General features: G+C 49.9%; 23 protein-coding genes and 6 tRNA genes. 26 read left to right on the forward strand and 3 right to left on the reverse strand.

Features of this window, described 5'->3' with window-relative positions:
- Nucleotides 1-4: 4 nt before the first annotated feature.
- The 4 genes from HH215_RS26830 (at nt 5) to HH215_RS26845 (ending at nt 5,737) form a co-directional block, all read left to right on the forward strand.
- A complete protein-coding gene (locus HH215_RS26830; protein WP_169282672.1) occupies nt 5-781 on the forward strand; it encodes a hypothetical protein in 777 nt (258 codons plus the stop codon).
- A gap of 4 nt (nt 782-785) precedes the next feature.
- The gene (locus HH215_RS26835) at nt 786-1,994 is read left to right on the forward strand and encodes a helix-hairpin-helix domain-containing protein (RefSeq protein ID WP_169282673.1); all 1,209 of its coding nucleotides are present in this window, start codon (nt 786-788) and stop codon (nt 1,992-1,994) included.
- Nucleotides 1,995-2,013: 19 nt separating this feature from the next.
- Complete coding sequence (locus tag HH215_RS26840) at nt 2,014-2,610, forward strand: 4Fe-4S single cluster domain-containing protein (protein ID WP_169282674.1); 597 nt, start codon at nt 2,014-2,016, stop codon at nt 2,608-2,610.
- 412 nt (nt 2,611-3,022) lie between these two features.
- Nucleotides 3,023-5,737, forward strand: a complete 2,715-nt coding sequence (locus HH215_RS26845) for a right-handed parallel beta-helix repeat-containing protein (RefSeq protein ID WP_169282675.1) — start codon at nt 3,023-3,025, stop codon at nt 5,735-5,737.
- Between the two features lie 74 nt (nt 5,738-5,811).
- Here HH215_RS26845 and HH215_RS26850 read toward each other — a convergent pair whose 3' ends face one another.
- On the reverse strand, nt 5,812-7,374 hold the full coding sequence (locus HH215_RS26850; protein ID WP_169282676.1) for a response regulator transcription factor: 1,563 nt from the start codon (nt 7,372-7,374) through the stop codon (nt 5,812-5,814).
- The gene (locus HH215_RS26855; protein WP_169282677.1) at nt 7,352-9,172 is read right to left on the reverse strand and encodes a sensor histidine kinase; all 1,821 of its coding nucleotides are present in this window, start codon (nt 9,170-9,172) and stop codon (nt 7,352-7,354) included. The genes HH215_RS26850 and HH215_RS26855 overlap by 23 nt, the downstream gene beginning before the upstream one ends.
- A gap of 193 nt (nt 9,173-9,365) precedes the next feature.
- Between HH215_RS26855 and HH215_RS26860 the strand changes: the two genes are divergently transcribed.
- The 18 genes from HH215_RS26860 (at nt 9,366) to HH215_RS26940 (ending at nt 22,354) form a co-directional block, all read left to right on the forward strand.
- Nucleotides 9,366-10,730: an ABC transporter substrate-binding protein gene (locus HH215_RS26860; RefSeq protein ID WP_169282678.1), complete on the forward strand. Its 1,365-nt coding sequence runs from the start codon at nt 9,366-9,368 to the stop codon at nt 10,728-10,730.
- A gap of 105 nt (nt 10,731-10,835) precedes the next feature.
- Nucleotides 10,836-11,720, forward strand: a complete 885-nt coding sequence (locus HH215_RS26865) for a carbohydrate ABC transporter permease (RefSeq protein ID WP_169282679.1) — start codon at nt 10,836-10,838, stop codon at nt 11,718-11,720.
- Nucleotides 11,717-12,541: a carbohydrate ABC transporter permease gene (locus HH215_RS26870; protein WP_169282680.1), complete on the forward strand. Its 825-nt coding sequence runs from the start codon at nt 11,717-11,719 to the stop codon at nt 12,539-12,541. Before HH215_RS26865 ends, HH215_RS26870 begins: the two co-directional genes overlap by 4 nt.
- 51 nt (nt 12,542-12,592) lie before the next feature.
- Complete coding sequence (locus HH215_RS26875; RefSeq protein WP_169282681.1) at nt 12,593-13,861, forward strand: Gfo/Idh/MocA family protein; 1,269 nt, start codon at nt 12,593-12,595, stop codon at nt 13,859-13,861.
- Nucleotides 13,862-14,063: 202 nt separating this feature from the next.
- Nucleotides 14,064-15,617, forward strand: coding sequence for a stalk domain-containing protein (locus HH215_RS26880; RefSeq protein ID WP_169282682.1), 1,554 nt, complete (start codon nt 14,064-14,066; stop codon nt 15,615-15,617).
- A gap of 109 nt (nt 15,618-15,726) precedes the next feature.
- Nucleotides 15,727-16,437, forward strand: a complete 711-nt coding sequence (locus tag HH215_RS26885) for a hypothetical protein (RefSeq protein ID WP_169282683.1) — start codon at nt 15,727-15,729, stop codon at nt 16,435-16,437.
- A gap of 71 nt (nt 16,438-16,508) precedes the next feature.
- The gene (locus HH215_RS36760) at nt 16,509-16,637 is read left to right on the forward strand and encodes a hypothetical protein (protein WP_256376639.1); all 129 of its coding nucleotides are present in this window, start codon (nt 16,509-16,511) and stop codon (nt 16,635-16,637) included.
- A gap of 564 nt (nt 16,638-17,201) precedes the next feature.
- Nucleotides 17,202-17,381, forward strand: a complete 180-nt coding sequence (locus HH215_RS26890; RefSeq protein ID WP_169282684.1) for a hypothetical protein — start codon at nt 17,202-17,204, stop codon at nt 17,379-17,381.
- Nucleotides 17,382-17,499: 118 nt separating this feature from the next.
- Nucleotides 17,500-17,576, forward strand: a tRNA-Phe gene (locus HH215_RS26895).
- Nucleotides 17,577-17,584: 8 nt separating this feature from the next.
- Nucleotides 17,585-17,659 (forward strand) — tRNA-His (locus HH215_RS26900).
- 86 nt (nt 17,660-17,745) lie between these two features.
- A tRNA-Pro gene (locus tag HH215_RS26905) sits at nt 17,746-17,823 on the forward strand.
- Between the two features lie 3 nt (nt 17,824-17,826).
- Nucleotides 17,827-17,902, forward strand: a tRNA-Asn gene (locus HH215_RS26910).
- 4 nt (nt 17,903-17,906) lie between these two features.
- Nucleotides 17,907-17,983 (forward strand) — tRNA-Ile (locus HH215_RS26915).
- Between the two features lie 6 nt (nt 17,984-17,989).
- Nucleotides 17,990-18,067 (forward strand) — tRNA-Glu (locus HH215_RS26920).
- Between the two features lie 28 nt (nt 18,068-18,095).
- Nucleotides 18,096-18,692, forward strand: coding sequence for a ribonuclease H-like YkuK family protein (locus tag HH215_RS26925; RefSeq protein ID WP_169282685.1), 597 nt, complete (start codon nt 18,096-18,098; stop codon nt 18,690-18,692).
- Between the two features lie 34 nt (nt 18,693-18,726).
- Nucleotides 18,727-19,521 carry a nucleotidyltransferase domain-containing protein gene (locus HH215_RS26930; protein ID WP_169282686.1) on the forward strand — a complete coding sequence of 265 codons (795 nt, stop codon included), beginning with the start codon at nt 18,727-18,729 and terminating at the stop codon, nt 19,519-19,521.
- Nucleotides 19,522-19,985: 464 nt separating this feature from the next.
- Nucleotides 19,986-21,092 carry a slipin family protein gene (locus HH215_RS26935; protein ID WP_169282687.1) on the forward strand — a complete coding sequence of 369 codons (1,107 nt, stop codon included), beginning with the start codon at nt 19,986-19,988 and terminating at the stop codon, nt 21,090-21,092.
- 35 nt (nt 21,093-21,127) lie between these two features.
- Entirely contained in the window at nt 21,128-22,354 is a 1,227-nt protein-coding gene (locus HH215_RS26940) for an RtcB family protein (protein ID WP_169282688.1), read from the forward strand.
- Nucleotides 22,355-22,392: 38 nt separating this feature from the next.
- Here HH215_RS26940 and udk read toward each other — a convergent pair whose 3' ends face one another.
- A complete protein-coding gene (gene udk / locus HH215_RS26945; RefSeq protein WP_169282689.1) occupies nt 22,393-23,004 on the reverse strand; it encodes a uridine kinase in 612 nt (203 codons plus the stop codon).
- A 285-nt stretch (nt 23,005-23,289) separates the two neighbouring features.
- Here udk and HH215_RS26950 point away from each other — a divergent pair, with 285 nt between their 5' ends.
- From HH215_RS26950 to HH215_RS26965, 4 genes are all read left to right on the forward strand, one after another.
- Complete coding sequence (locus HH215_RS26950; RefSeq protein WP_169282690.1) at nt 23,290-23,490, forward strand: cold-shock protein; 201 nt, start codon at nt 23,290-23,292, stop codon at nt 23,488-23,490.
- A gap of 94 nt (nt 23,491-23,584) precedes the next feature.
- A complete protein-coding gene (locus tag HH215_RS26955; RefSeq protein ID WP_169282691.1) occupies nt 23,585-23,797 on the forward strand; it encodes a cold-shock protein in 213 nt (70 codons plus the stop codon).
- Nucleotides 23,798-23,967: 170 nt separating this feature from the next.
- On the forward strand, nt 23,968-24,303 hold the full coding sequence (locus HH215_RS26960) for a helix-turn-helix domain-containing protein (RefSeq protein WP_169282692.1): 336 nt from the start codon (nt 23,968-23,970) through the stop codon (nt 24,301-24,303).
- 25 nt (nt 24,304-24,328) lie between these two features.
- The gene (locus tag HH215_RS26965) at nt 24,329-24,652 is read left to right on the forward strand and encodes a hypothetical protein (protein WP_169282693.1); all 324 of its coding nucleotides are present in this window, start codon (nt 24,329-24,331) and stop codon (nt 24,650-24,652) included.
- Nucleotides 24,653-24,732 lie beyond the last annotated feature (80 nt).

Raw genomic sequence — 24,732 nt, forward strand, 5'->3', positions numbered from 1 at the left:
GGAAATGTCGGTATCGCTAGCCCTTGTCCCCGTCGCGTTAACGCTGCGTCTGGTGATGGGCAAGAAAAATTTCAGCAAATGGGTCGATTCGATGCAAGACAAGGTGCCGACGACCTTGAAGAACGAGCTTGAGCTCACCCGGGCGGTACGTAAGGCAGGATACGACGCGGAAAAATGGGGCGGGAGCATCAAGACGCATATCGACGGGGAAGAGTTGTTTTTCTTCTGGGAGCTCATTGACGGGCAATGGACGGCCGTCTTCGACAAGTCCGACGACAAAGCGATGATCGAACGGTTCATGGCGGACATTAACCGTGCCGCCGGGCGGCAGGTGTTCGGCGAGAATTACTCCGCTCAAGCGCAATCGCAGCGGCAGTCGGCGTCGCATTCACAGACAAGAGTCGCGCAGGAGAAGGTCGTCCCTTCGGCGACTTTTCCGACCAACTACCGCGACGGAGAGCTCTTGTTCCGAACATTAAAGGAATTCGGAGTGAATCCGACGAGGCAGGGTGCGGATATCCGGTGTCAGGCGGAAAACTCCGTGCTCACTTTTCGCCAGTCCGGCGGAGATGGGCCGTTTCATGTCGAAGTACTCAACGCTCCCGATTTGCGCAAAGTATACAACTACCTATCGGACGTAGATGAAGAATACAAGCGGGTTTTGCAAAATAGCGTAGTCCAGAAATTAAAAGCTCGGGTTGCCGAGAAGAACATGACGGTCGAAAGCGAAGAGGTACTTGAAGACAGCTCGATCGTGCTCACCTTAAATATTCGGAGCTGAACGAATGGGCAATTACGATAGAGATAATCTTACCGACATCTGCGCGGAATACTCGGGCGGGGATTACTACGTGGAAGAAGCGATACCGGGCAATAAGCTGTTCAACGCGCGACAATCTTTCCCGATTCCCGCGGAGGAGCGAGTGATCGCTTTCGTGGACGCCACCGTATTCGGCAGTGGCAAGAACGGGCTGGCGATTTGCGCCTCCGGGGTTTATTGGCATAACGATTGGACAACCGATACGGAGAGAAATTTCCTGGATTGGATGGAATTCGCCGAGGTGCACATCCGCAGAGCTGGCGTTCACGACATTGAATTGGGTGTGGGGAACGTGTTCAATATGTCCGGAAGCTCGTTCAGGAAGGACGTTCTCGTTTCCTTGCTGAAGGAAATCCAGGACGAAATTATCGAGATATTGGAAGAAGAGGATTCATACGACGAGTATGAAGAAGAGGAGTACGAAGATGATGAGGCGGGGGATTGCGGCGCGGGATGCCGGTTAGATGACGACGATGGCGATAACGGCTTCGAGTGGCGAATTGCCATCGACGGGCAACAGTATGGCCCTTACGATCTTGCCTTAATAAAGAGCATGGTGCAAGCCCTTCAATTCGCACCCGATTCCGCTTATGTCTGGAAACCGGGGATGTCGGATTGGGTGCCGTTCTTGAGACATCCGGAGACGGCAGCCCTCGTTGTTCCCGCTGCGCCGGCAATTACCGTGACGCCAACACCGCCTTCATCGAACCGAGGAGCCTCGATTTCTGCGGATTCTATAGATGAACTCTTGGAAGATGGCAACGTTACCGAGCCGATCGACGTAAACAACGCTACTTGGGAACGTCTGATCGATCTGCCCAGCGTAGGGGCGGCGGATGCCAAGCGGATCGTGGAGGCGAGACAAGAGAACGGAGGTTTTCGATCGGCTGAGGAAGTCGGAGCGTTGCTCGGAATGAAGCCGCATCAGGTGGAGAGGCTGCGGCGACGCGCCGTATTCGGCGGATTGGCCAGTACGGCTACTCCTTCTCGCGCGTCTTCTTCGGTTATTCCGTCTACTGCTTCGCGCACAGGCTTTTCGACGAGTCCGGCCGCTGAAACGCGCCAAGGCTCTCTGACGACTTCGTCAACGGCTTCACCGTCTAGCGCATCTCCGTCGGCATCGGCCCCCTCTTCCGCTCCATCTGCCGCAAGCCGTCGAATTATCGATTTCTAACGGCGGGGAGGAGAATTAAATGACTTTACGAATCCATCGGTTCCTCCCCTCGACCCAAGTGGAAGGCCCGGGTACCCGCGCGATGTTGCAGGTTCAGGGATGCCCGATCCATTGCCCGGGCTGCGCGGTTCCTTTCACATGGCCGGATCACGGCGGGATTTCGGTCGAAGCGGAGGAACTCGCGGAACGGGTCCTTCGAGGCCCCGAAGTCGAAGGAATCACCTTCCTCGGAGGCGAACCTTTCGCGCAGGCTGGGGAACTGGCGAAGATAGGCCGTTTGTTGAAGAGGGAAGGCCTTTCCGTCATGACCTTCACGGGCTACTTGTTGGAAGATTTGCGGGATTCGGACAATCAAGATTATCTTGACCTCCTTGCGGTAACGGATTTGCTCGTCGATGGCCCGTTTAAGAGAGAGTTGCTGGATACGAGCCGTCCGTGGGTAGGTTCATCCAATCAGCGATATCATTTTCTCACGGATCGATATACTTCACTCAGAGAACGCTTTGCGGACATTCCGAACCGCCTTGAGGTGCGATTTGCCCCGGACGGCCGGGTGACGGTTAACGGTTTAGCGGAGGTAAGCGATCTGGAGGCGTTGTTCGAGGATCTGTTGTAATACGAATTTGTGGAATTACCTTGGCGTGCCGGGCCTCCGGTAAATCAAGGTTTTTTCTATAACAACATCTAAGTGTAAAAATGACATCTAGATAGGGTGGGGTTTTCTATAAATAAATCTAATTGCAGAAGTTACATCTATTTCGGGTAGTTTGATCGACCATGAAAGATTATCCGCAATCTAATTGCACATTTTACACTTAGACTAGAAAACTGCCCTGTTTCGGGCGAAATAAGTGTACTTTTTACACGTAGTTTCTATTTAGAGGATTTGAGCAGAAATACCTCCATCTCCCGCGCTTGTTTAACATAATCCATCGAGCTCCTTCAAAATCGTCCATTGAAAGCGGTTACTTCCTGCTAGTATGATGAGGTTTGTATTCTTTCAAATTCATCGTCTGGGAGGTTTACTAATGTTGCATAAACACGCTAAATTTTTGCTCGCAATGGCTATTCTATTGGTCGTAAGCAGTATGCCGTCCGTTTTTAACGGGGTCGGACACGCGGCAGTTCAGGCAGAATTTTATGTGTCGCCTATTGGCAATGACAGTAACCCGGGAAGCAGCAGTCAGCCGTTCGCAACGATACAGAAGGCGCGGGATACCGTTAGATCAATCAACGGCAATATGACGGGAGATATCGTCGTGTATTTGAGCGGCGGTACTTATACGCAATCGAGTACGATCCAATTCGAGGAGAACGCGACTGTTCGCGATTCGGGAACGAACGGGTTCAATGTTGTTTACCGGGCATTGCCGGGAGAATCCCCGGTCATAAGCGGCGGTGTTGCGGTCTCCAACTGGTCGGTTCACGATGCCGCCAAAAATATCTACAAAGCTTTCGTAGGAGTCGGCGTAAAAACGAGGCAGTTATACGTAGACGGCGAGAGAGCCACGCGAGCCCGCGGAGACCAGGATCCTGCCGGATTCAAGAAAGTCGCGAACGGATTTACCGCCCCATCCTCCGGTTTATATGCGAATATGTCCAGTTGGGGCAATGCAAGCCAAATCGAAATCGTCACCTTGAAAGCCCACCCGTGGCAGATGACTCGTTGCGGGGTAGCCTCGATCTCGGTCGCCAACTTGACGATGAAGCAAAACTGTTGGTCCAACGCCCAGCTATTCGACGGGATTTCGTGGATCGAGAATGCCTATGAGCTCTTGGACGCCCAAGGCGAATGGTACTTAAACGAAACGACGGGATACCTATATTACATCCCTACTCCAACGCAAAATATCATGACCGCCCAGGTCGTCTTGCCAACGCTGGAGAAATTAATGAGCGTCAAGGGAACGATCGGTACGCCGATCCGTAATCTTCGGTTCGAGGGATTGACCTTCGCTTACGGGACTTGGCTGAGGCCTAGCGGCAACGACGGTTATGCGGATGCCCAAGGCGGGTTTACTTTCGTAGGAGCCCCGTCCCTATCGAATATCAATAAATTCACCAAAAACCCGGGCAACGTCGAGCTCGCCTACGCACATTCTATTCAGTTCATCGGCAATACCTTTAAGCATCTTGGAGCCGCGGCTCTCGACATCGGTCTTGGGAGCCAGGGTAACAATATTCTAGGCAACCGGTTCATGGACATCTCCGCGGGAGGCATTACGGTTGGAGACGTTTCTCCGGACGGTCACCATCCGAGCGACGTAAGAATGCAGCTTAAGAACACGACGATTAGAAACAACTTTATCACGAACGTTGGCATAGAGTTTTACGATGCCGTCGGAATTTGTTTGTTTTATACGATTAACACGGTCGTCGATCATAACGAAATCAGCAATACGCCATGGTCGGGCTTCTCATCGGGAGCCGTAGGGTATAACGTCGAACCCGGCGGAGCCTACAACTATACGACATACCCTTATACGGATAATTTGCAGGTGACGAACAACAAAATTTATAATGTCATGCTGTACATGAAAGACGGAGGCGGGATTTATACTTCCGGCAGACATACGAATTCTTTGATCGCGAACAATTACGTCTACAATCAGGCCCATGATCAAGGAGCGATCTACCTGGACGACGGAACCGCGTTCGTCGAAGTTCGCAACAACGTCGTACGTACCGCCCCGTTCTGGGTTTTCCTGTGGAACACGACGATTCATGACAACAATATTCACGACAACTTTACCGATACGGCAACCTTTCGGAACGACGGTCTGAACAATTCGATCACGAACACAACGGTTATTCCGCATTCGAATTGGCCGCAACAAGCTTTGGATATTATGCAGACGGCAGGTTTGGAGGACTCGTATTCCGGGATCCGGACGGACAGCTCCAGATCGATCAACGAAGACGTTTGGAATACGGCAACGAGCGGCACCTGGAATAGTAACGGAAGCAGACCGGGCGACCTGTTCGGTAACGTGAAGTATACGACGGTCAACGAAAGCGCCTTGGAATATACTTTCGTCGGTACGGGAATCGGTTATATTACGGAAAATAACATCGATATGGGCAACGTCGACGTATATATCGACGGAGTCTATCAGCAGACGGTGAATTGTTACGCGCCGACCAAGTCCACGCAGAAATTAATGTTCAGCGTTACGAATCTGACTCATGGCAAACATACGATCAAGCTTGTAAAAAAAGACGGCACGTACATGCTGGTCGACGGGTTCAAAGTTTACTCGAACAACGACCTGTCTCCCATGGCGCCCGCGGTTCCGTCCAACTTGGTCTTGGGGAAAGTCCCTGCATCATCCGTACCTTTCTATAATCTTCCCGTTATCTCCGACGGCGTGACATCGAATACGAACAATTATACGGACAGCAGCCCGCATTCGGGCTTGCAATGGGTTCAATTCGACTTGGGGAGCAGCTTTAATTTATCCCAAGTACGTCTGTGGCACTTCTACGGAGATGCGAGAACGTATCGCGACGTAATCGTCCAACTCAGCACCACGCCGGATTTCAGCAGCGGAGTCGTTACCGTGTTCAACAACGACTCGGATAATAGCGCCGGACAAGGCGTCGGAACCGATGCGGAGTATGTCGAGACGGCAAGCGGCAAAGTGATTCCATTCGCTTCCGCGAACGCCAGATATGTGAGGTTGTGGTCTAACGGCAATAGCGTTAACGCGCACAATCATTACGTGGAAGTCGAAATATTGTAGGAAAAACGATACGGGAAATAAACAAAGGATGTCGGCTGGCTTGCCGACATCCTTTGTCGCGCACGGGTGATTTATCACATCTGAAGATGCAAGGATTCGATATACTCGCTAGGGTATTTGCCGGTTTCCTTCTTGAAGATGCGACTGAAATATTGCGGATCGGAGTATCCGACGATCTCCGCGATGTTCCATACTTTCAGATCAGGGCTTGAGCGCATGAGTTCTTTTGCCTTATCGATTCTTAGGTTGATTAAATATTTACCCGGCGAACAGCCCTTTTGTTGATTGAACAATTTACTGATATAAGAGGGGACGAGCCCGAATTTCTCGGCAAGCGTCTGGTGGTTGATAGGCTCCGTGTAGTTGGCTTCGATAAATTCCGTAATCTCTTCTACGAGCAGCTTGCTGGGCCGTTCTTCGCGATTTTTCTGCTTCTGGATATGGAATACGAGTTCGATGATGCAATATAAATATCGCAATAGCTGGTCATAGTCGCTAACGGTATATACCGCTTGCTCGATATCCGACTCCAGATAGTCCGCCGTATAGCTTTCATTCGCGTTCCGGTGCTTCTGACAGATGGCCACGATCTGTTTCAGCATTTTTTCCGTTTCCGATTGCGTGGGGTGAACCGATTTCCAGCGCTCGACGATTTGCCCGATAACCAGTTTGAACAATTGGAGATTGCCCTGCTCCATGGCTACGTTCAGCTTTCTCTCCGTCGAGGAATCCAAGCCCGGATAAGGTTCGGGCGGTAGCGATTGCAGTTCGGAAACCTGTAACGTTTGCGGATAACCGATCCGGATTTGTTTAGCCATCGTCGCTCGTATCCGTTTACCCATCATTTCTATATCGCGGATATGGTCGATAACGGGACTTACGACTGTCGTAATGGGCAACTTCTTCGAAGCTAATAACCGCGTAAGCCCGGATACGAAGAGGGCTAAGTCGGAGGCGAAGCGATCGCCTACGCCGCCGGCTAACACGATAAATTTCTCCGCTTCTGATTTTCCGTCCAGTACCCAAGCCCGGTTATCCTCGTTTACCCATAGATCGCCGCAAGCTTTTTCCAGGTCCAATTCGAACCAAGAATTGTGCCGCAAACTATCGTCAACGGTGGAATGCGAAGGAAAAGAGCCGGAGCAAAGCAGCAAAACCGCAAACGAACGATTGTTAAGAGAGATAAGGGACGGCAGCGGTTCAGACGCTGGATGCTGAAGGAGTAAAGTTCCTAAATACTTCAGCTCCTTGCGCTTCTGCGAGCGCTCGTGCTTGATGAATAGTTGGTCCAGCAAATCGCTTAAATCTTTTCTGGAGATCGGCTTGAGAAGATATTCGTTCACTCCTAAAGACAGAGCTTTCCTCGCATACTCGAACTCCTGATAACCGCTAATGATGATCGGCTCGATATCCAGCCCTTGTTTTTTGACGTGGGCTAACAGATCAAGACCGTCCAGCATCGGCATATTAATATCCGTAAACAGAATATCCGGTGCCGCTGTAGGAAGAAGCTTGATCGCTTCTTCCCCGTTATAAGCGGTTGCGACGACTTCGAATCGAGGATGGAGGGATTCGATCATTCGTTTGATGCTGCGCAAGATGTGCGGTTCGTCTTCAACGACCATAACCCGTATCATTGGTCATGTCTCCTCCGATCGTAATTTTGGTGCCGCTAGGCGAGTTAGGTTCAACTTGAAATATCATCCGATGGCCGAATTGCATATACAGGCGGACAACGGTATTGTATAGCCCTAACCCTCCTAATTTAAGCTGGTTGATCTCGACGGCATTGCCGTCCTCCAAGCGCCGCCATTTCGCCATGATCGAGTCCAATTGGATGGAGTCGAATCCCGTGCCGTTATCGCCGACCGTAATGTACCAGCGATTGCCGTTCACTCCGGCCGTCACCTCGATGCGCCATGGCGGTTGCGTTTGTTTAAAGCCATGCTGGAAGCAATTCTCGATCAGAGGTTGTAAGATGAGCTTAGGGATGGGGATGTCCAACCCGCTCTCATCCGCGGCCATCTCGTATACGAATTGATGCTCATATCTTTCTTTCATCAGTTCGAGGTAGTCTTGAGCATGTTTCCATTCTTGCCGAATCGTTACGTCCCTATCATCGAAAGAGGTCGTATATCTAAGCATATTGGACAATTTATGGCACATCTCCATCACTTTGTACACGCCGGCTTCATCGCCGACCGCGCTAATGACGGACAGCGTATTATACAGAAAATGAGGATTCATCTGCGACTGCAATGCTTTCTGCTGCGCTTTGAATTCCTGTGCCTGCGATTGAATGACGAGATCCATTGAATTTTTGAGCCGATCGAACATCTGTCCGAACGCTTTATTAAGCAGATGGATGTCGTTCTGATTATGATCGTTGCGAATATCGATGGACAAGTTGCTCATATTGACTTTTCTCAACGATCGCGTGAGCTGTTTCAGCGGTTTGGTCAGTCTTCGGGTAATGAAGAAGATGAGCGCCATCGTGACCGACAGCACGGCTATGCTGGAGATCAACAACGTTTGCCTAAGCGTTCGAAGAGGCGCGAACAACGTGCGTTCATCCTGAACAAGCGCCAACGTCCACCCGGAAAAAGCGGAGCGGTGGAAGCTTGCCAATTCGTATCGATCGTGAACGGGATTGTAGAAGTGTCTGAGATTGCCGGATGCGAGATTCATCTCTTGTTGATAGATTCGAGACAGTCTTTCGTCCGGATCTCCCAATAGCGTTCCTTCCCGGGACAATAAGTAGACTTGTACATCCGGCGTCTTGTCGAGCTGCAAGAGTGCTTGCAGCTTGCTGTAGGGCTGTTGGACTTCGACGAATCCGTTCGTCTCGAAGTAAACGATGTCCCGGATGCCGCGAACGACCGAAATTACGCGTTCCTCCGACTCGGACCAATAATCGGAATGGGGCGGAATAACGATCGGGCCGCTCTTCTCTATAGAGTCCGCATACCATTGTTGAAATTCGCCGGAGGCTAACCGTTGAACGATGGACGAAGGGTTGTCCATTTTGCTTCCGAATTCGACATAGTCTTCCTTATCGTTGAACAGGCTCATTCTCATGACGGACATTTGCGGTCCGTTAATAGAGGCGAGTAAATCCTTGACCTCCCGTTCCTTGATCAAGTGATTCAGAAAATAGTTGCCGGTTACCGGATCGGATTTCGCGCGTTTAACGAAAACGTCTTGAGTAACCGGATTCGTTGCGATCTGTAACGCCAATCCGTCCATTCCCTTCAACAAACTATCGACCTGATCGGACGTTTTGAGCGTCAATTGCTCCATATTTTCGACCGCGCGTTGTTCGAACGTCTTGCTGAAATAATCGTTCAAGAGGGAAAAGGCCAGGACGACGATCCCTAATATAATGCAGGAGTACAGCGCGAATAATTGAGTCTGCAGATGAAAATGCTTGAACATTCGACTCCTCCTTTGCATGCTGAATCACAGTCTATCATACCGATTCGCTCTCGCACAGAGCGTGCAATGCGGAAACGGGCTTATTTAAAATTAATCCATAAACGCATTTTCAAATTGTCCATGGATCGCCTATTCGACATCTTCTATCATGAAGTCGAGAGGATTGAAACACATAAAGGGAGGTCAACAAAGAATGAAAAGCAAAATGCTATTATCCGTGTTAGCCGCTTCGATGGTTTTGTTAACCGCTTGCGGATCGAATTCTAACGAACCGGCAAACTCGCCGGCTAGCTCTTCAACAGGTTCGCCGGCAACGAGCGAAGCAAGCCAACCGCCGGAAGAGAAGAAAGCGGTTACCGTCTCCATGATGACGGCCCAAGGAAAGTATAAGGAACAGTACAAGTTATGGGTGGACAAGCTGAAAGCCGAGGAAAACATAACGCTGGATATTCAAGTCGTACCGGACGATCAATACGAGACGCTTATTAAAACGAAGATCGCCACGGACGAAGTGCCGGATATTTTCATGCATAACGCATCCGTCGGAGAATACCAAATCGTGAAAGCCGATACCAAAATGGTCGACTTGAGCAACGAGCCATGGGTATCCCGCCTTGCTAATCCGGAGATCATCAAGTCCGCGGACGGCAAAATATACGCCCTTCCTCAAGAATCGTCCAGCTTCTACGCGGCTCTCTACTATAACAAGAAAGTGTTCGCGGACCTAGGTCTGCAAGAGCCCGCAACGTATGCCGATTTCCTCAATATTCTTGAGACGGTCAAAACAAAAGGAAACGGCATCACGCCGATTTTCATGTCCAACAAGGATACGTGGACAACGCAGATTTTCGTCACGGCCGCATTCCCGCAAGCTCTTGCCGAGAAGGGCCAAGAAACATGGGGCAACTTGTTAACGAACAAGGTCAAGTGGGCCGATATCCCCGAATTCAAACAAGCGCTTACGGATTATCAAGACCTGTTCCGCAAGGGTTACGTGAACAAGGATCACGTAACGGCAACGTTCGATAACGCCAAAGAAGCTCTCGCGTCCGGCAAAGCAGCGATGATGCTAAACGGCGAGTGGACCGTCGGAGATTTGCTCAGCAAAAACCAAATGAAGCCGGAAGACATCGGGGCGTTCCCGATTCCTTACATGGACAAGCAGCTTATGGCGACGGGAGCCTACGTTCAAGGCTTCTTCATTCCGAAAGCAGCGAAGAACGTCGAAGACGCCAAGAGGGTATTGAACCTGATTTCCCAACCGGCTTACATGGATCTCGTATTCGCGGCGCATCCCGGATCTCCCGGATTTACCGACGTGAACGGCGGAGAAGTTCATCCTGCGGTTAAAGGTTTGTTCGATAACTACATCGCGACTAACAAATACGTTTCTCAACTGAATGACCCTATGGGCATCGCGGGTCCGATCTTCGGAGACTTGTGGAAGCTGTACGTAGACATGGCGGTAGACGGCGGTAAAACGCCGGATGAAGTCGTAGCGGCATGGGACAAAATTTACACCGACTTTATGAAGCAGAAGGAACAGCCTGGATTCTAACAAAAAACGCAAGGAGAAGAGGTCCTTGATAAGGACCTCTTCTCGAATACGGTAATCGAGAACGGCTAGAAGGTAACGACGCGGTAATGAAGGCGGTGTTAGAGCGTGAAAAGCAAAAAAGTCGATTTTTATCCGAAATCGTTTATTGTTCCTGCGATTGCAATCTACGGAGTGTTTTTTATTTTACCGACCCTTGTCGGATTCGGTTTTTCGTTCACCAACTGGAACTCGGACAACTTAACGAATTGGTTTGCCATTAAATATAACGGGATCGATAATTTCAAGTATTTATTCGAAAATGAAAACTTTAATCTGGCTTTATATAACACGGTATTTTTCGCGCTGGTCACGACGTTTCTCAAAACGGTGATCGGGCTTCTGCTCGCGCTGGGGCTAAATCAACCTCTGGCAACCAAAAGTTTGTTGCGCGGCGTATTTTACGTACCGAACATTATTAGTATTATCGTTATCGGCCTATTGTTCAGCTCCATCTTTAGTATGACCGGGATGTTTAACCAGTTGCTGGAGTCCATCGGACTTTCGCGCCTTGCGGAGACGAACTGGCTAGGCGATCCGGATACCGCGTTCGGAACCGTAATCGCCATGGAAGTATGGAAAGCGTCGGGATTCAGCATGATCATTTTCCTTGCCGGACTGCAAGGTATCCCTAGAGAATTGTACGAAGCGGCGACGATCGACGGAGCGGACGGCTTGAAGAAATTCCGCAACATTACGCTGCCGATGCTTGCTCCCGCTTTTACTATAGCTATCACCATTGCATTGATCTCCGGCTTTAAAGTATTCGATCAGGTTTATGTTCTGACTAACGGGCATTCCGATACGGAAGTCATCAATACGTTTATTTTCAGGGCATTCTCCGCCGAACAATACGGCCGGGCAAGCGCGATGAACATGATTCTCTTCCTGTGTATCGCCATCGTTAATCTCTTAGTCATTACGTTCCTTAGGAAGAAAGAGGTCGAGTTATGATCGCGGGCAAGCGAGGCCGAATCATATTGTTGGAAGTTGCGATGGTTATCATCAGCCTCATCGTCATCATTCCTTTGCTCGTTATGCTGCTGGGTTCCTTCAAAACGGCGCATGAAGCGTCCTATTTTAACTTGAAGCTTCCGAGCGAATGGCATTTCGACAACTACAAGAAGGTGTTCGAGGACGGGAAACTGGATATCGCGCTCATGAATAGCACGATCATTACGGTGATGAGCTCTTGCATTACGGTAATCTCTTCAGCTCTAGCGGCCTTCACGATCTCCAGAAAAAAAGGCAAAGCGTACAATGTTTTATTCGCCTTGTTTTCATTGGGCATGATCGCTCCGTTCATGGTTGTGCCTACGATCTCGTTGCTGAAGCTGCTGGATCTCAGCGGTACTTATTCCGGCGTCATTCTCGTCTCTATCGCAACAAGCGTGCCTTGGAGCGTCATGATCTTCACCGGATTTATTAAGGGCGTACCGCGCGAGATGGACGAGGCGGCAATCATCGACGGCTGCGGTCCATACAAGATGTTCTTCAAAGTGATCTTGCCTTTGCTGCAGCCCGTGCTTGTCACGAATCTGCTCATCATAACGGTCGGGGTATGGAATGAATTCATGATCCCCCTTTACCTGTTTAATTCGGCAAGCCAAACGACGATGCCGTTAACGGTATATAATTTCTTCGGGCAATACGCCAACCAGTGGAACCTCGTGTTCGCCGATCTAGTCATGACGGCTCTGCCTGTTACGCTTCTGTATATCTTATTTCAGCGTTATATCGTCGCGGGTTTGACGAGCGGCGCGGTTAAAGGCTAAAGCCGCGTGAATTGCGCGAGTCGAACGAGTACATCAAGGGAGAGAAAATAAGTGAAACCCATCACTGCCATATTAATAGGCGCCGGAGGAAGGGGAGCGATCGCTTATGCCCCGTATGCGGAACGCTATCCTCATCAAATCCGATTCGTTGCGGTAGCGGAGCCCGATGACAATAAGAGGAACCGTTTTGCGCAGAGGTACGATCTGGACGAGAACCAGGTTTTCCGCACTTGGGAGCACATTCTGGAACAGTCGAAGTTAGCCGATATCGCGATCATCTGCACTCAGGATCGAATGCACGCGGAACCGGCCAAGATCGCCTTGGCCAAAGGCTACCACGTGTTGCTCGAGAAGCCGATGTCGCCCGAACCGAAAGAATGCATCGAGATGGAGCAGGCGGCCAAGGAACACGGTCGATTGCTTACGGTATGCCACGTGTTGCGGTACACTCCCTTTTGGCAAACGTTGAAACGAATCGTTCAGTCGGGGGATATCGGCGATATCGCTTCCGTTCAACTCAACGAGAACGTAGGCTTCTATCATTACGCGCATAGCTTTGTCAGAGGAAACTGGAGAGATTCCGAGCAATCGAGCCCGATGATTCTGGCGAAATCGTCTCATGATATGGATATTCTGGCCTATCTGATCGATCAGCCTTGCGTTAGGGTTAGCTCGTTCGGCAGCCTTACTCATTTTAATGAAGCTCACGCGCCTGCCGGATCTACGAATCGTTGCTTGGACGGATGCGCGGTGGAGTCGACATGCGCCTATTCCGCGCCTAGATTTTACTTGGGAGAAGAGGACCTCTGGGCACGGCTGATCACGACCGATCCTTCGAGGGAGGGCATTATCAAGGCCCTCGCGGATGGACCCTATGGACGATGCGTATACAAGAGCGATAATAATGTCGTGGATCATCAGGTGGTGAATCTGGAATTCGCCAACGGAGCGACGGCCACGTTCAGCATGTGCGGATTTACGCACGATACGTCCAGATCCATTCAAGTGATGGGCACGAAGGGCGAAATCAGAGGGTACATGGAAAATAACGAAATGACCGTCTATCGCTTCGCCACCAAAGAAAAGCAGCATATTAGCGTAAATGTTCCCGCCAACGGTTACGTAGGACACGGCGGCGGGGACGACGAGCTTATGCGCAGCTTTATTTCCGAAGTCCGTAACTTTAGCGGGCTGGAAAGCCGCACGGGCGCAACGGTCTCCGTCATGAGCCACATGATGGCGTTCGCCGCGGAGCATTCCCGATTAAATCACGGGATGTCCGTGGAGCTGAAGGATTATTATGAGTTAGTGGCGAGGTAGCGTTGTTAGTTTGGCTTGCCAAATATGCTAGCCCCGGTCGTGGAAAGATCCATGACCGGGGCTTTGGCGTTCAGCGATGCCACAATGGAAAAGTGAAACATCGATCTTATAAAAGCCGTTATTTGTTGTAGATTTTGGAAGGAAACGACTGTTTATTGTAGAAATATTTTATTATGCGAACGATCTTATAGGAGGACTTCCATTGACGAGAAAGAAGTGGCCGGTAATCGCGGCGCTTTGGCTATGTCTTTCCGTAGCGTTAGCGACTTCGGCTTACGCTGAGGAGACGATTCAGCCTGCCAACAGGGAAACAATATTAAAGCTGGGCGATCCGATCGCGTGGATTAACGGAAAGAAAGTCATTCTGCAAGCACCGCCCATGACTCTCAACAATTTTACCCTCGTGCCTTTGCGGATCATAAGCGATGGGATGGGCGCGAAGTTGAAGCGTGAGAAAAAGTCGAATAGAATCACCATTGTTTATGAAGGAGTAACGCTAGAACTTGCCGCTGGACAGATACATTCGATCGTAAACGGTCAGCCCGTCGAGCTAGATCAGCCTGTCGTTGTCGTTAACGGTACGACGATGATTCCATTGCGTTTTATCGTTAACCAGATGAATCTTGACCTCAAGTATGATGCAAGATCGAAAGAAATCCGGATTTCACCGAAAAGCAAAGAAGCTGAAAAGTCGCATGAGGAGGAAAAATCGGGAGACAAAGAGGAAATAGAAGAGGTAACTGCAGAAGTTAGACAACGCTTAGAGAAGCTGACGGTAGATAATTTAACCGCAATCTCTCTTAACTTGAAAAGCCTTGATAAGATCGGGCTGCATTCCTATGGAAACTCAAGCATAGCAGCCGCCAAAGATAATCAAGTCTTCATTCTGGATAGGGATCCGAACAAAGGCTATTTGGTCAAGAAATACGATCCCAATTCAGCCGATAAAGTCACTGTCTTGACTTCTATCGACCAGAAGTTTAACTTCGAATATTCCGTGAAAGGCAAATACAATGTAAATTTTATTTACGCAGAGTTCGTTCCGAAGAAACTCATATATCATGATGCCACGGATACGTTGTATTTACTTGGGGAAAGCTCATCGATGGCTCCGGACAAGCTGCGGATGGCGGTCTTTGCCATTACGCCCGAAGTGAAAATGGTTTCCTACCAGTTGGAGAAGTCGGGTTTTTTCAAGTTAGAGGACAACTTCTACTCTACTTTGGACGGCGGGACTTTCTACTTAGGCGATCCCTATAATCAAACGATCTATTCGGCGGAAAAGGGCCAACCCCTTGAGTTGCTCGGAAGCTCCCCGACAGCGGAAAAAACCCAGTTAATCCCGATGGTAAAAGAGGGGGTTTTATACGTTTACGATAGAAAGGGAGGCAAGATTCTCAAATGGACGTGCAAAAGGTTGGAAGAGAACGCGAAGGTCGGAATTAATGCGGACTCCATCTTGTACTCCACGGCGTCCTTTGGGTATTTTTACTTGTTAGACGATCGCAAAACCGTATATCGTATCAAGCCCAATGGCGAAGCGGAAGCTTATGCCGACCTTGGAAAAGTTGAAATTAATCCTGGAGTATTCGGCGTTCCCGAGACGAAAAAATGGCTGAATTACGGCGGTGAGACGCTAAAGCTGGATCGCTATAATTTGCAGATGTCAGTGGACGATAACGGGAATATATTTTTACTCGATGATGGGATTCTGAAACGGGTGAACGTGTATAAAAGTAATCTTGAAACAAAGTAAAAGGTATGATATATTTTCCATATCATATTCACACAAATAAGCACCGTGCCAGTGGAATCTTTTGATTCCGCGCGCACGGTGCTTATTTGTGTTTAAGGAGGCCATGGAAATGTACGATATCGTGAAGTCGCCAGGAAAGAAAGTAACCGAGAAATGGTTGGAAAAAGCGTTTGCTCCATTGAGCGATTTTTTGGCGCGGGAGCATCCCGACGAGAAGGATCAAATGATGGGTTATCTGATGTTCATGGGCAACGAGGAGGGCGAGTTCCACTATAAGAACAGCATTACAAGAGCGTATATTGTGTTCGACCAATCGGGAGCCGTCGTCTCCCAAAGCGATTCGGCTTTACAGTATCAATTCGAAGATATGTTCGGACCCCGAGGGGAATACAAGTCTTTGCAAGAGTACTGCCTGCATCCTAGTGTGACTCGATGGATAGAACAATCACTAAACAAAAGCGCAGTAGCCAAATACGGATTAGAGGTCGGAGTTTTCTTGCAGGAGTTATGGGGACCCATGGTCAATTACGATTTTAGCGACTTAAAGGTCGGTTTTCCGCTTCGTGGCCCCAGGCTCCCTTATTGCTTATTTCTGTACCCGTCAGAGTACCACGCGTTGGTCGCATTTCAATTTATCGGCGATGAGATCGTAGAGCGTAGATGCAGCGTAGCGCAATATAACGATTATCTCGAATGCGAACGCAGGTTAACGATCGAGGGTTGGCGGGGGATCGCTATCATTCGTGAAATGCTGGAGCATATCTCGGCACTTCGAAGAGATATGCCGCTCCTCGTTCGTAATGCTTGCCCTCGTAGATAAAAAAACGATTGACACCTATTTCAGGATGATTTATGATTTAGCACATTACCCGAGAGAGGAGACGGATGAAGATGAGAAAAGCGAAAATGTATCTAAGCTTCCAGTTTAATCACCAGTGGAATCCCGAGACGGATTGCCGCCTCATTCCGCATGCGCCTGAACATCGATCCGTCGGCAAACCTTTCTCCGAGGAATATTAGGCCTTTTCAACAGGGTCATAATGTTTATTACGAGCAACGGGCTGCTGGCATAGCGGCCTTTTTTTGTTGGAGCCGGACGATTCGGACGGAATTCCGCGGAAGAAGGCGAAGTGCAGGCAGCCTTTATTTGTTATAAATATACACAAGAGATAAATTTCCAAAAATAAAAAATAATGGTTGACAATGAAAAAGAGGCGATGCTATGATAGGCCTCGTAAACAAAAACGAAGCAAAGAGGTGAAGGGAAATGAATCGCTTCCTCGAGACGATTACAGGAAATGATAAGCCGCACGACGAGCATCCAGCTATCGGATATATGCAGCAGGAGCCTCATTTTGCCGACCCTCAATTTCATAATCAAGATCTTTACAGACGCCATAGACGAACGGTTCAACGGTTGAGACTAAACTCCCGTTGAAAGCCGGAAGTTCTACATAAGCGTTCCTCGTAAAGACGACTTGATCCCAAGTGGTCTTTTTCTATGGCTGAAATGCCGTGGAAGAAGGTCGAGCGGGCGGAAGTGGTCTTTTTTCATACCCATCAGCGAAAGGCAGGGCGACTACGATGAGAAACAGCAAACAGCCTCATTATCAGCCAATCGAGCATGAGATCAATCGAGATTTTATTGCCGATCTCTATAGTTTCCTATTGCCTCATAACCGCATGGGTAGTCAATATTTGAATATGAAACAGCGAAGTATGCCGCAGCACGAGCGGCGAAGCTTACCTTCGTTGACCGGGTGAAGCTAACCCCTATATTCACGTATTGAGCTACCCGAGATCCGGACGATCCGTTCTCTGCCTATTGGCAGCGGCGGTCATGCCGGAGATCCGGTAGCTTTTTTGTTGACAAGAATGACACGGTCGGGTAGCTCCAATCGGTAGAGCGGTGGCCTGAAGAGCCACGCGATGGGGGTTCGAGTCCCTCTCCGACCACCACCAATATGGAGGCCATGGCGAAAAGGCGAACGCGGCGGATTGTGACTCCGTTAGTACCAGTTCGAGTCTGGTTGGTCTCCCCAACTTTCAATATGGATAGGCGTCATCAGATAGGCTGCCGTAAAGTCGGTCAACAGATCAGCGGGGAATACCCGCTACTATCCTCCATCGGGATGTAGCTCAGCTTGGCTAGAGCGCTTGCCTTGGAAGCAAGAGGTCGCAGGTTCGAGTCCTGCCGTTCCGACCATACAGGGATATAGCCAATTCGGTAAGGCAGACGGCTGTTAACCGTCCACATACAGGTTCGAGTCCTGTTATCCCTGCCAATTTGCTGTACTAGCTCATGAGGTTAGAGCACTCCGCTGATACCGGAGAGGTGCCTTGTTCGAATCAAGGGTACAGCACCATCCCATGACTCCGTTGACAAAATGGCTTAAGTCACCAGACTTTCAATTTGGTCAGTGCGGGTTCAAGTCCCGTCGGAGTCTCCAAACGTACTTAGAAATATAGGTGAAAATCATGAAAAGACGAAAGTACGCATATATCCACGAAAGCCTCTTCCGGAACGTCACGGATAATCATATGAGCATGGACGACGTGTTTGATCGAATTCGCGGCTTCATGCGGAGCGATCCGCGAGCCCGGTACCAGCTGATCATCGGAACGGATGCCCAGGTTCATTCCGGGCACACGAAATTCGTTACTTCCGTCGTGATTTATCGACCCGGTCGAGGCGCTTGGTTCTGCTACCGAAAGGTCGTTATCCCTCGGGAAATCCGCTCGATTCAAGAGAAGCTGACATTGGAGACAACCTTCAGTCAGGAGATCGCGATGATCAACGACGATGCCAAACGCGCTTCACTGGAGGATATCATCCTTCCTTACGTTTATCAGGGGGCCGAGCTGCAATTGTTTATCGATATCGATGCGGGCACCGACGCCAAGCGCAACAAGACGTCGATATTCGTAGCCGATATGGTCGGAAGGGTGGAAGCGATGGGGATGTCGGCAAGGGTAAAACCTGATGCGATCGGAGCATCCGCGGTCTCGAACCGTTTTACGAAGACGCCTTATCGAGGTTTTGCGTCGGCGACCGGAACTTCTTCGTCCCATTAATCATTCGCCTAGTAAATAGAAAGGGGAGCTCCCCATGTCCGATAGTATCCTGAAATCCATCCTTAACGAATTGAACAAGATCGAGCAAACGGAAGACGTGCGTATCCTATACGCTTGCGAATCAGGAAGCCGGGCGTGGGGGTTCCCTTCGCAAGACAGCGACTACGACGTCCGCTTCATCTACGTTCGCAAGCCGGAATGGTACTTATCCATATTCGACCGGAGGGACGTCATTGAACGGCCCATCAGCGACCTGCTCGACGTTAACGGCTGGGACTTGAGAAAAGCGCTGAATCTGTTCCGCAAGTCGAATCCGCCGCTGCTTGAATGGCTTCAATCTCCGATCGAGTATATGGAGCAATACGGAGTGATCGACCGGATCCGCGGCGTCTCGTCCCGTACCTTCTCACCCAAATCTTGTATGTACCATTATCTTCACATGGCCAGAGGGAATTACAGAACCTATTTGCAAGGGGAGCGTGTCAGACTCAAGAAATACTTCTACGTACTTCGTCCCGTTCTCGCATGCGAATGGATCGAGAGATATGATACTATGCCTCCGATTTCGTTCGATGAGTTGCTGGATAGAATGATCCCCGATGGCAGCGAGTTGAAGCTAGTCGTGCTTGATCTGTTTCGGCGGAAAAGAGCGGGGGAGGAGCTCGACGACGAGCCGAGAATAGATACGATCAACGACTATTTGGAAGAAAGACTGGCTCATTTTGAGGCCGCGGCCGCTTCCCTGGAGGGAGCGGAAGGCCGGCTGGATAGCCATCTGGATTCCTTATTCCGCTCCGCATTGCATGAAGCATGGAGCGTGAAGCATTAAACAATGGGGCTTACGATCGGCGCCATCCTGCGATTGACGGGATTTCGGAATGATCCCGCAGTGCCGAAGCGCTCGCTTCCGGTATGCTGCAGAGATGGGCGGCGTAGGCCTCTCCCATATGGAGGTTCGAATCCTTCTCACATTGTAGATGTGAAGCCATGGTAGGCACTCGACTTCTAATCGAGAGCAAGACAACCGAAATGCCGGAATCGGAATTCTCCGCGAAGCCTTCGGGCAACGCACCCGCGCCAAGCTTTGCGGTCCGCGGATACCGGCGGGGGAAGAATGGTTCGTTTGCGCGTAACTGAAAGTGGATAGTCGTCGATTAGCAAAGGGATCGGCAGCTCCCGCCGAACGACCGCGCACGGAACATACGCGACTCCCGTCTCAAGCGAGACTTCCGCCGAAGCGCGGGAAGGATTCCGGGGAAGGCGCACTTATTTTATCGAAAAGAGGAAATACCCATGAAAACGATTATACGAGCCGACGAACGGGGACTCCTGTTCAAAGACGGCAACTACATGAAATATTTGAAACCCGGTACCTACCGGTTCTGGCCTTTTTCCGATTATCAAGCGATAACGGTCAACGTGAACAAACCTTTTTCCGTCCCGGATCGGGATCTGAACCTGTTCTTGCAGGATGAGCAACTCTTGAACGATCTTGCGATCGTGGACGTTCAAGATTACGAGTATGTGCTTCACTTCGAAGATGGCAAGATTACCCGCCTGCTGCCTACCGGCAAGTACGCGTTCTGGAAAGGTTGGAAGACTCACGAGTTCATCCGGGTAGATGCCCGCAATCCGGAAATTCCGGCCGAGGTGGACGTATCCGTGTTGACGCGCCTGAATAGCGTATACTTGCAATCCTATGAGGTAACGAGCCATGAGAAAGGATTGCTGTTCATAGACAACACGTATCGGAAAACGCTCGTTCCGGGAAAATATTACTTCTGGAAGGGGCCCGTCTCCGCGGTCGTGAAGACGGTGGATACGAGGCAGCTTCAGCTGGATATGACAGGACAGGAAATGATGACGGAAGACAAAGTTACGCTACGGTTAAACTTCGTTTGCCAATACCGCATAACGGATCCGCTGAAAGCGCTGGAGATCAAGTCCTTCGAGGATCAGATCTACGTCCTGCTGCAGCTCGTTCTGCGCGAGTACGTAGGAACGATGAAACTGGATGAACTGCTTCGGACGAAGCAGGAGATCGGAGCTTACGTGCTCTCCAAGCTGAACGGCAAGGGCGAGGAGCTCGGCGTAAGCTTCCAATCCGCAGGAGTCAAGGATATTATCCTGCCGGGAGACGTGAAGGAAATTCTGAACACGGTTCTAATCGCGGAGAAGCAAGCGCAGGCCAACCTGATCACGCGCCGTGAAGAAACGGCATCTACCCGTAGCCTGTTGAACACGGCCAAGCTGCTCGACGAAAACGAGACGCTGTACCGTCTGAAGGAGTTGGAATTCATGGAGAAGATCTGCGACAAGATCGGAAGCATCTCTCTATCTAACGGCGGTAACATGCTGGAGCAACTGAATGCCCTTATCTCGACAAAAGGAAAAACTTAGCTACAATGTAGTTCATGAAGAGGAGTTGAATCCAAATGGCATACCAAACCATCGGCGGGGTTCGCGTCTGGGGCAACCCGGACGAAGGCGCGTTAGCGCAAGCTCGGACCTGCGCGGAAACCGGCAACGTGGTTCAAGCGTTGCTAATGGCCGACCATCACAAAGGCTACAGTCAACCGATCGGAGGTGTTATCGCGTATGACGGGCAAATTTCCCCTTCGGGCGTCGGTTACGATATCGGATGCGGGAACAAGGCGGTAAGGACGAATTTGAACGCCGCCGACGTGAAAGGCCGAATCGGCAATATCATGAACGAAATCGCGCGGAAAATCTCGTTCGGCATCGGTCGCGCCAATAGCGAGAAGGTCGATCATGCGTTATTCGACGACCCGGATTGGAGCGTCTACTCGGCGGTCGGTCGCCAAGAGCACGACAAACTGAAGGCTTTAGCCCGGGATCAGTTGGGGACTGTCGGAAGCGGGAATCATTTCGTGGATTTGTTCGAAGAATTCGGAACGGGCCGCTTGTGGATCGCCAACCATTTCGGAAGCCGGGGATTCGGACATAAGACGGCGAGCGGGTTTCTGAATCTAGCCGCCGGAAGAGAATTTCTGGGCAAAGCCCCGGGCGAGACGATGGATCAGCCGCCGACGTTACTGGATATGGACAGCGAGCTGGGGGACATGTATTTCCGGGCAATGAAACTTGCCGGAAGATATGCCTATGCGGGTCGCGACTATGTCATCGAACAATTGCTGGCTATTCTCGGTGCCGAATCGGATTTCGAGGTTCACAACCATCACAACTTTGCGTGGAAAGAGACGCATAACGGCAAAGACGCAATCGTCGTGCGTAAGGGAGCAACGCCTTCAGCGCCAGGTCAAACCGGATTCATCGGCGGTAGCATGGGGGATATCTCCGTTATCGTACGGGGCAAAGATACCGCGGAGAACCGCGATTCCTTCTATAGCACGGTACATGGAGCCGGACGCATCATGAGCCGGACGCAAGCCGCCGGCAAGATGAATTGGAAGTCCCGCACTCGTTCCGGTGGAGCGATCTCGCCGGATCGAATGGCGGAAGCCGTTCGCGACTACGGCGTCGAGCTCCGCGGAGCGGGTACCGACGAGAGTCCGTTCGTATACCGCAAGCTGCAAGAGGTGCTGGACGCGCATGCGGAAACGATCGACGTACTGCATGTGTTGCGGCCGATCGGAGTCTGCATGGCCGGGGCCGACGAGTTTGATCCCTATAAGGATTAAAATTAGATTTCCCCGCTGCATTTGAATAATGTAGGTAATTAGATCAAATATTTTTCCGTCAAAACGGATAACAATTCAATGCCGACCTCGTTTTGTCCTCCTTGAGGGATGATCAGGTCGGCATATTTTTTGGACGGTTCGATGAACGCTTCGTGCATCGGTTTAACCGTGGTCATATATTGCTTGTGAATCGATTGGATCGTACGTCCGCGCTCTTCTATGTCCCGGAGAACCCTGCGAAGGATGCGGACGTCGGGATCGGTATCGACGAACACCTTGATGTCGAGAAATTCGCGGAGCTTCTCGTCGGACAGTACGTGGAGTCCTTCGATAATTACGATATTACTCGGCTTGAGTTCCACCGTCTCGACCGCGGAGCGGGCATCGACCGTAAAATCGTACACCGGCGCGTGCGCTGGTTGTCCTTTTTTCAGCAGAATGAGGTGTTGGATCAATAGCTCGTTATCGAAGACGAGCGGATGATCGTAGTTGATCGCTCTCCGTTCTTCGGCGCCGAGATGCGAATGATCCTTATAGTAGTTATCTTGAGAGATGAATGTGACTTTATCCGCACCGAGGCGGTCAATGACGGATCGGGCAACAGTTGTTTTGCCGGAGCCCGTCCCTCCGGCGATTCCGATAATGAGCATGGCGAATGAAGAAACCTCCCGCTGAGGAATGAAGAAGCAAATACAGTATTTTAGCACAGCCGGCTCAATTAATCACCTCGAATACGGGAGAAATTCACAAATTCAACAATTTGGAATTGCTACTTGAGCTCGGACATGGTATGATAAGGACATTGAAACGGTGACCTAATTCACATAACGTAGAGGGTTATTCTTTTGGTGAAAATAACCTTGTACGCTATGTGAATTTTTTATTTCTTAGTAAAATAAGAAGGTCATGTAAATAAGACTAAGGTGGTTATCAGTATGGAATCAGGTACAGTGAAATGGTTTAACGCGGACAAAGGTTTCGGTTTTATCGAAGTTGAAGGCGGCAACGATGTATTCGTACACTTCAGCGCTATCGTCGGCGACGGCTACAAATCTTTGGACGAAGGCCAACGCGTCGAGTTCAATATCGTACAAGGCAATCGCGGACCTCAAGCCGAGAATGTCGTAAAACTGTAAGCCAAGAGCATCGAGTAAAATGCCCCGAACTTCTCGTTTGGGGTTTTTTTCATCGTTGGACCGCTCGACGAAACCAAGGAAAAGAGGGATGCGAATGTATTATTCTCGGAAAAAACCGCTTGAAGAGATCCCGAACGAATTAACCGCGATATGGAGTTGTTCGGATGACGGCTGCAAAGGATGGATGAGGGATAATTTCGCTTTTTCCATCGTTCCGGTGTGCTCGTTATGTAAATCCCCTATGGTCAGAAGCGAAAGAATGTTGGCCGCGGTCGTGAATACAAGCCCGAACCAGCTCAGAAAATAATTGCGGAAAAAATTCTTCTCATCTAAATAAATGAAGACAGTTGCCTGACCGATCTCGGTTGGGTTTTTTCTTTTTTCTGTGCCGTTTAATTCAACCTATAGGTTTATATTGAATTTACGTGCATGTTAGAGGAGTGGGAGGATTGTTATATTTTGATTGGGTGATGAATATTGAGTTTCGACTACTCTATGATCGGTTATCGAATCAAGAAAGCCAGAGAAAACAAGGGGATTACTCAGGAGATCTTGGCAGAGTCTATGGATGTTTCGAACGCCTACATAAGTAAGATTGAAAGAGGTCGGACACCTGTTAATCTTGATAACCTGGGCAAAATCTGCGCGGTTCTCGAGACTTCTACCGATTATATTTTGCGTGGTACGAATAAGATTAGCGACGATTATACGCGGAATGAAATCATAGATATGCTAGAAGGGTGCTCACCGGAAAAAATAAAGCTGATCGCACTGGTCATCAAACCGATTCTTGATTACAATGGGGATGGGTAGTGTTGATTAGAGGAGGTTGCGAGATTTGGCTCTGGCTCTGGAATTAGCGAAAACCTTCATCCAGAACAAGCTGCAAGCAATGGCAATGACTCACCTTCACGTTCGCAGGCAAGGCAGATGCTTAATCGTTTATTCAGTTGAGTGGGACGAGGTTGCGATTAGAGCGATTCTAACGCTGATGCCCAGAAACGATTTCGTTCTAAGCATTGCCAACCATCGCGGAAAGTGGCAGTTGATTCCTCTCGTAGGTCCTTTACCGGAGATGATGGCTGTACTTACCGAAGATTTGGCTTTCTCGCTGGCAAGATGGCCCAACAGTAGTTCCAACAGATTTTACGAATCTTCTTGATTTAGAGACTCCATCATACGCCGCTTATCCTTCCATTATAAGGTTGGGTAAGGGGCGTTTTTCGTTGGAATAACAGGTCA

The organism is Cohnella herbarum (assembly GCF_012849095.1).
In the GTDB taxonomy this organism is placed as follows: Bacteria; Bacillota; Bacilli; order Paenibacillales; family Paenibacillaceae; genus Cohnella; species Cohnella herbarum.

Excerpts from the sequence above, each read along its gene's own strand:
- HH215_RS26845 (WP_169282675.1), top strand. The coding sequence starts at position 3,023 with ATGTTGCATAAACACGCTAAATTTTTGCTCGCAATGGCTATTCTATTG.
- HH215_RS36760 (WP_256376639.1), top strand. The coding sequence starts at position 16,509 with ATGAGAAAAGCGAAAATGTATCTAAGCTTCCAGTTTAATCACCAGTGG.
- HH215_RS26830 (WP_169282672.1), top strand. The coding sequence starts at position 5 with ATGTCGGTATCGCTAGCCCTTGTCCCCGTCGCGTTAACGCTGCGTCTG.
- HH215_RS26890 (WP_169282684.1), top strand. The coding sequence starts at position 17,202 with ATGAGAAACAGCAAACAGCCTCATTATCAGCCAATCGAGCATGAGATC.
- HH215_RS26835 (WP_169282673.1), top strand. The coding sequence starts at position 786 with ATGGGCAATTACGATAGAGATAATCTTACCGACATCTGCGCGGAATAC.
- HH215_RS26955 (WP_169282691.1), top strand. The coding sequence starts at position 23,585 with ATGTATTATTCTCGGAAAAAACCGCTTGAAGAGATCCCGAACGAATTA.
- HH215_RS26925 (WP_169282685.1), top strand. The coding sequence starts at position 18,096 with ATGAAAAGACGAAAGTACGCATATATCCACGAAAGCCTCTTCCGGAAC.
- HH215_RS26940 (WP_169282688.1), top strand. The coding sequence starts at position 21,128 with ATGGCATACCAAACCATCGGCGGGGTTCGCGTCTGGGGCAACCCGGAC.
- HH215_RS26930 (WP_169282686.1), top strand. The coding sequence starts at position 18,727 with ATGTCCGATAGTATCCTGAAATCCATCCTTAACGAATTGAACAAGATC.
- HH215_RS26840 (WP_169282674.1), top strand. The coding sequence starts at position 2,014 with ATGACTTTACGAATCCATCGGTTCCTCCCCTCGACCCAAGTGGAAGGC.
- HH215_RS26870 (WP_169282680.1), top strand. The coding sequence starts at position 11,717 with ATGATCGCGGGCAAGCGAGGCCGAATCATATTGTTGGAAGTTGCGATG.
- HH215_RS26855 (WP_169282677.1), bottom strand. The coding sequence starts at position 9,172 with ATGTTCAAGCATTTTCATCTGCAGACTCAATTATTCGCGCTGTACTCC.
- HH215_RS26850 (WP_169282676.1), bottom strand. The coding sequence starts at position 7,374 with ATGATACGGGTTATGGTCGTTGAAGACGAACCGCACATCTTGCGCAGC.
- HH215_RS26950 (WP_169282690.1), top strand. The coding sequence starts at position 23,290 with ATGGAATCAGGTACAGTGAAATGGTTTAACGCGGACAAAGGTTTCGGT.
- HH215_RS26860 (WP_169282678.1), top strand. The coding sequence starts at position 9,366 with ATGAAAAGCAAAATGCTATTATCCGTGTTAGCCGCTTCGATGGTTTTG.
- HH215_RS26935 (WP_169282687.1), top strand. The coding sequence starts at position 19,986 with ATGAAAACGATTATACGAGCCGACGAACGGGGACTCCTGTTCAAAGAC.
- HH215_RS26885 (WP_169282683.1), top strand. The coding sequence starts at position 15,727 with ATGTACGATATCGTGAAGTCGCCAGGAAAGAAAGTAACCGAGAAATGG.
- udk (WP_169282689.1), bottom strand. The coding sequence starts at position 23,004 with ATGCTCATTATCGGAATCGCCGGAGGGACGGGCTCCGGCAAAACAACT.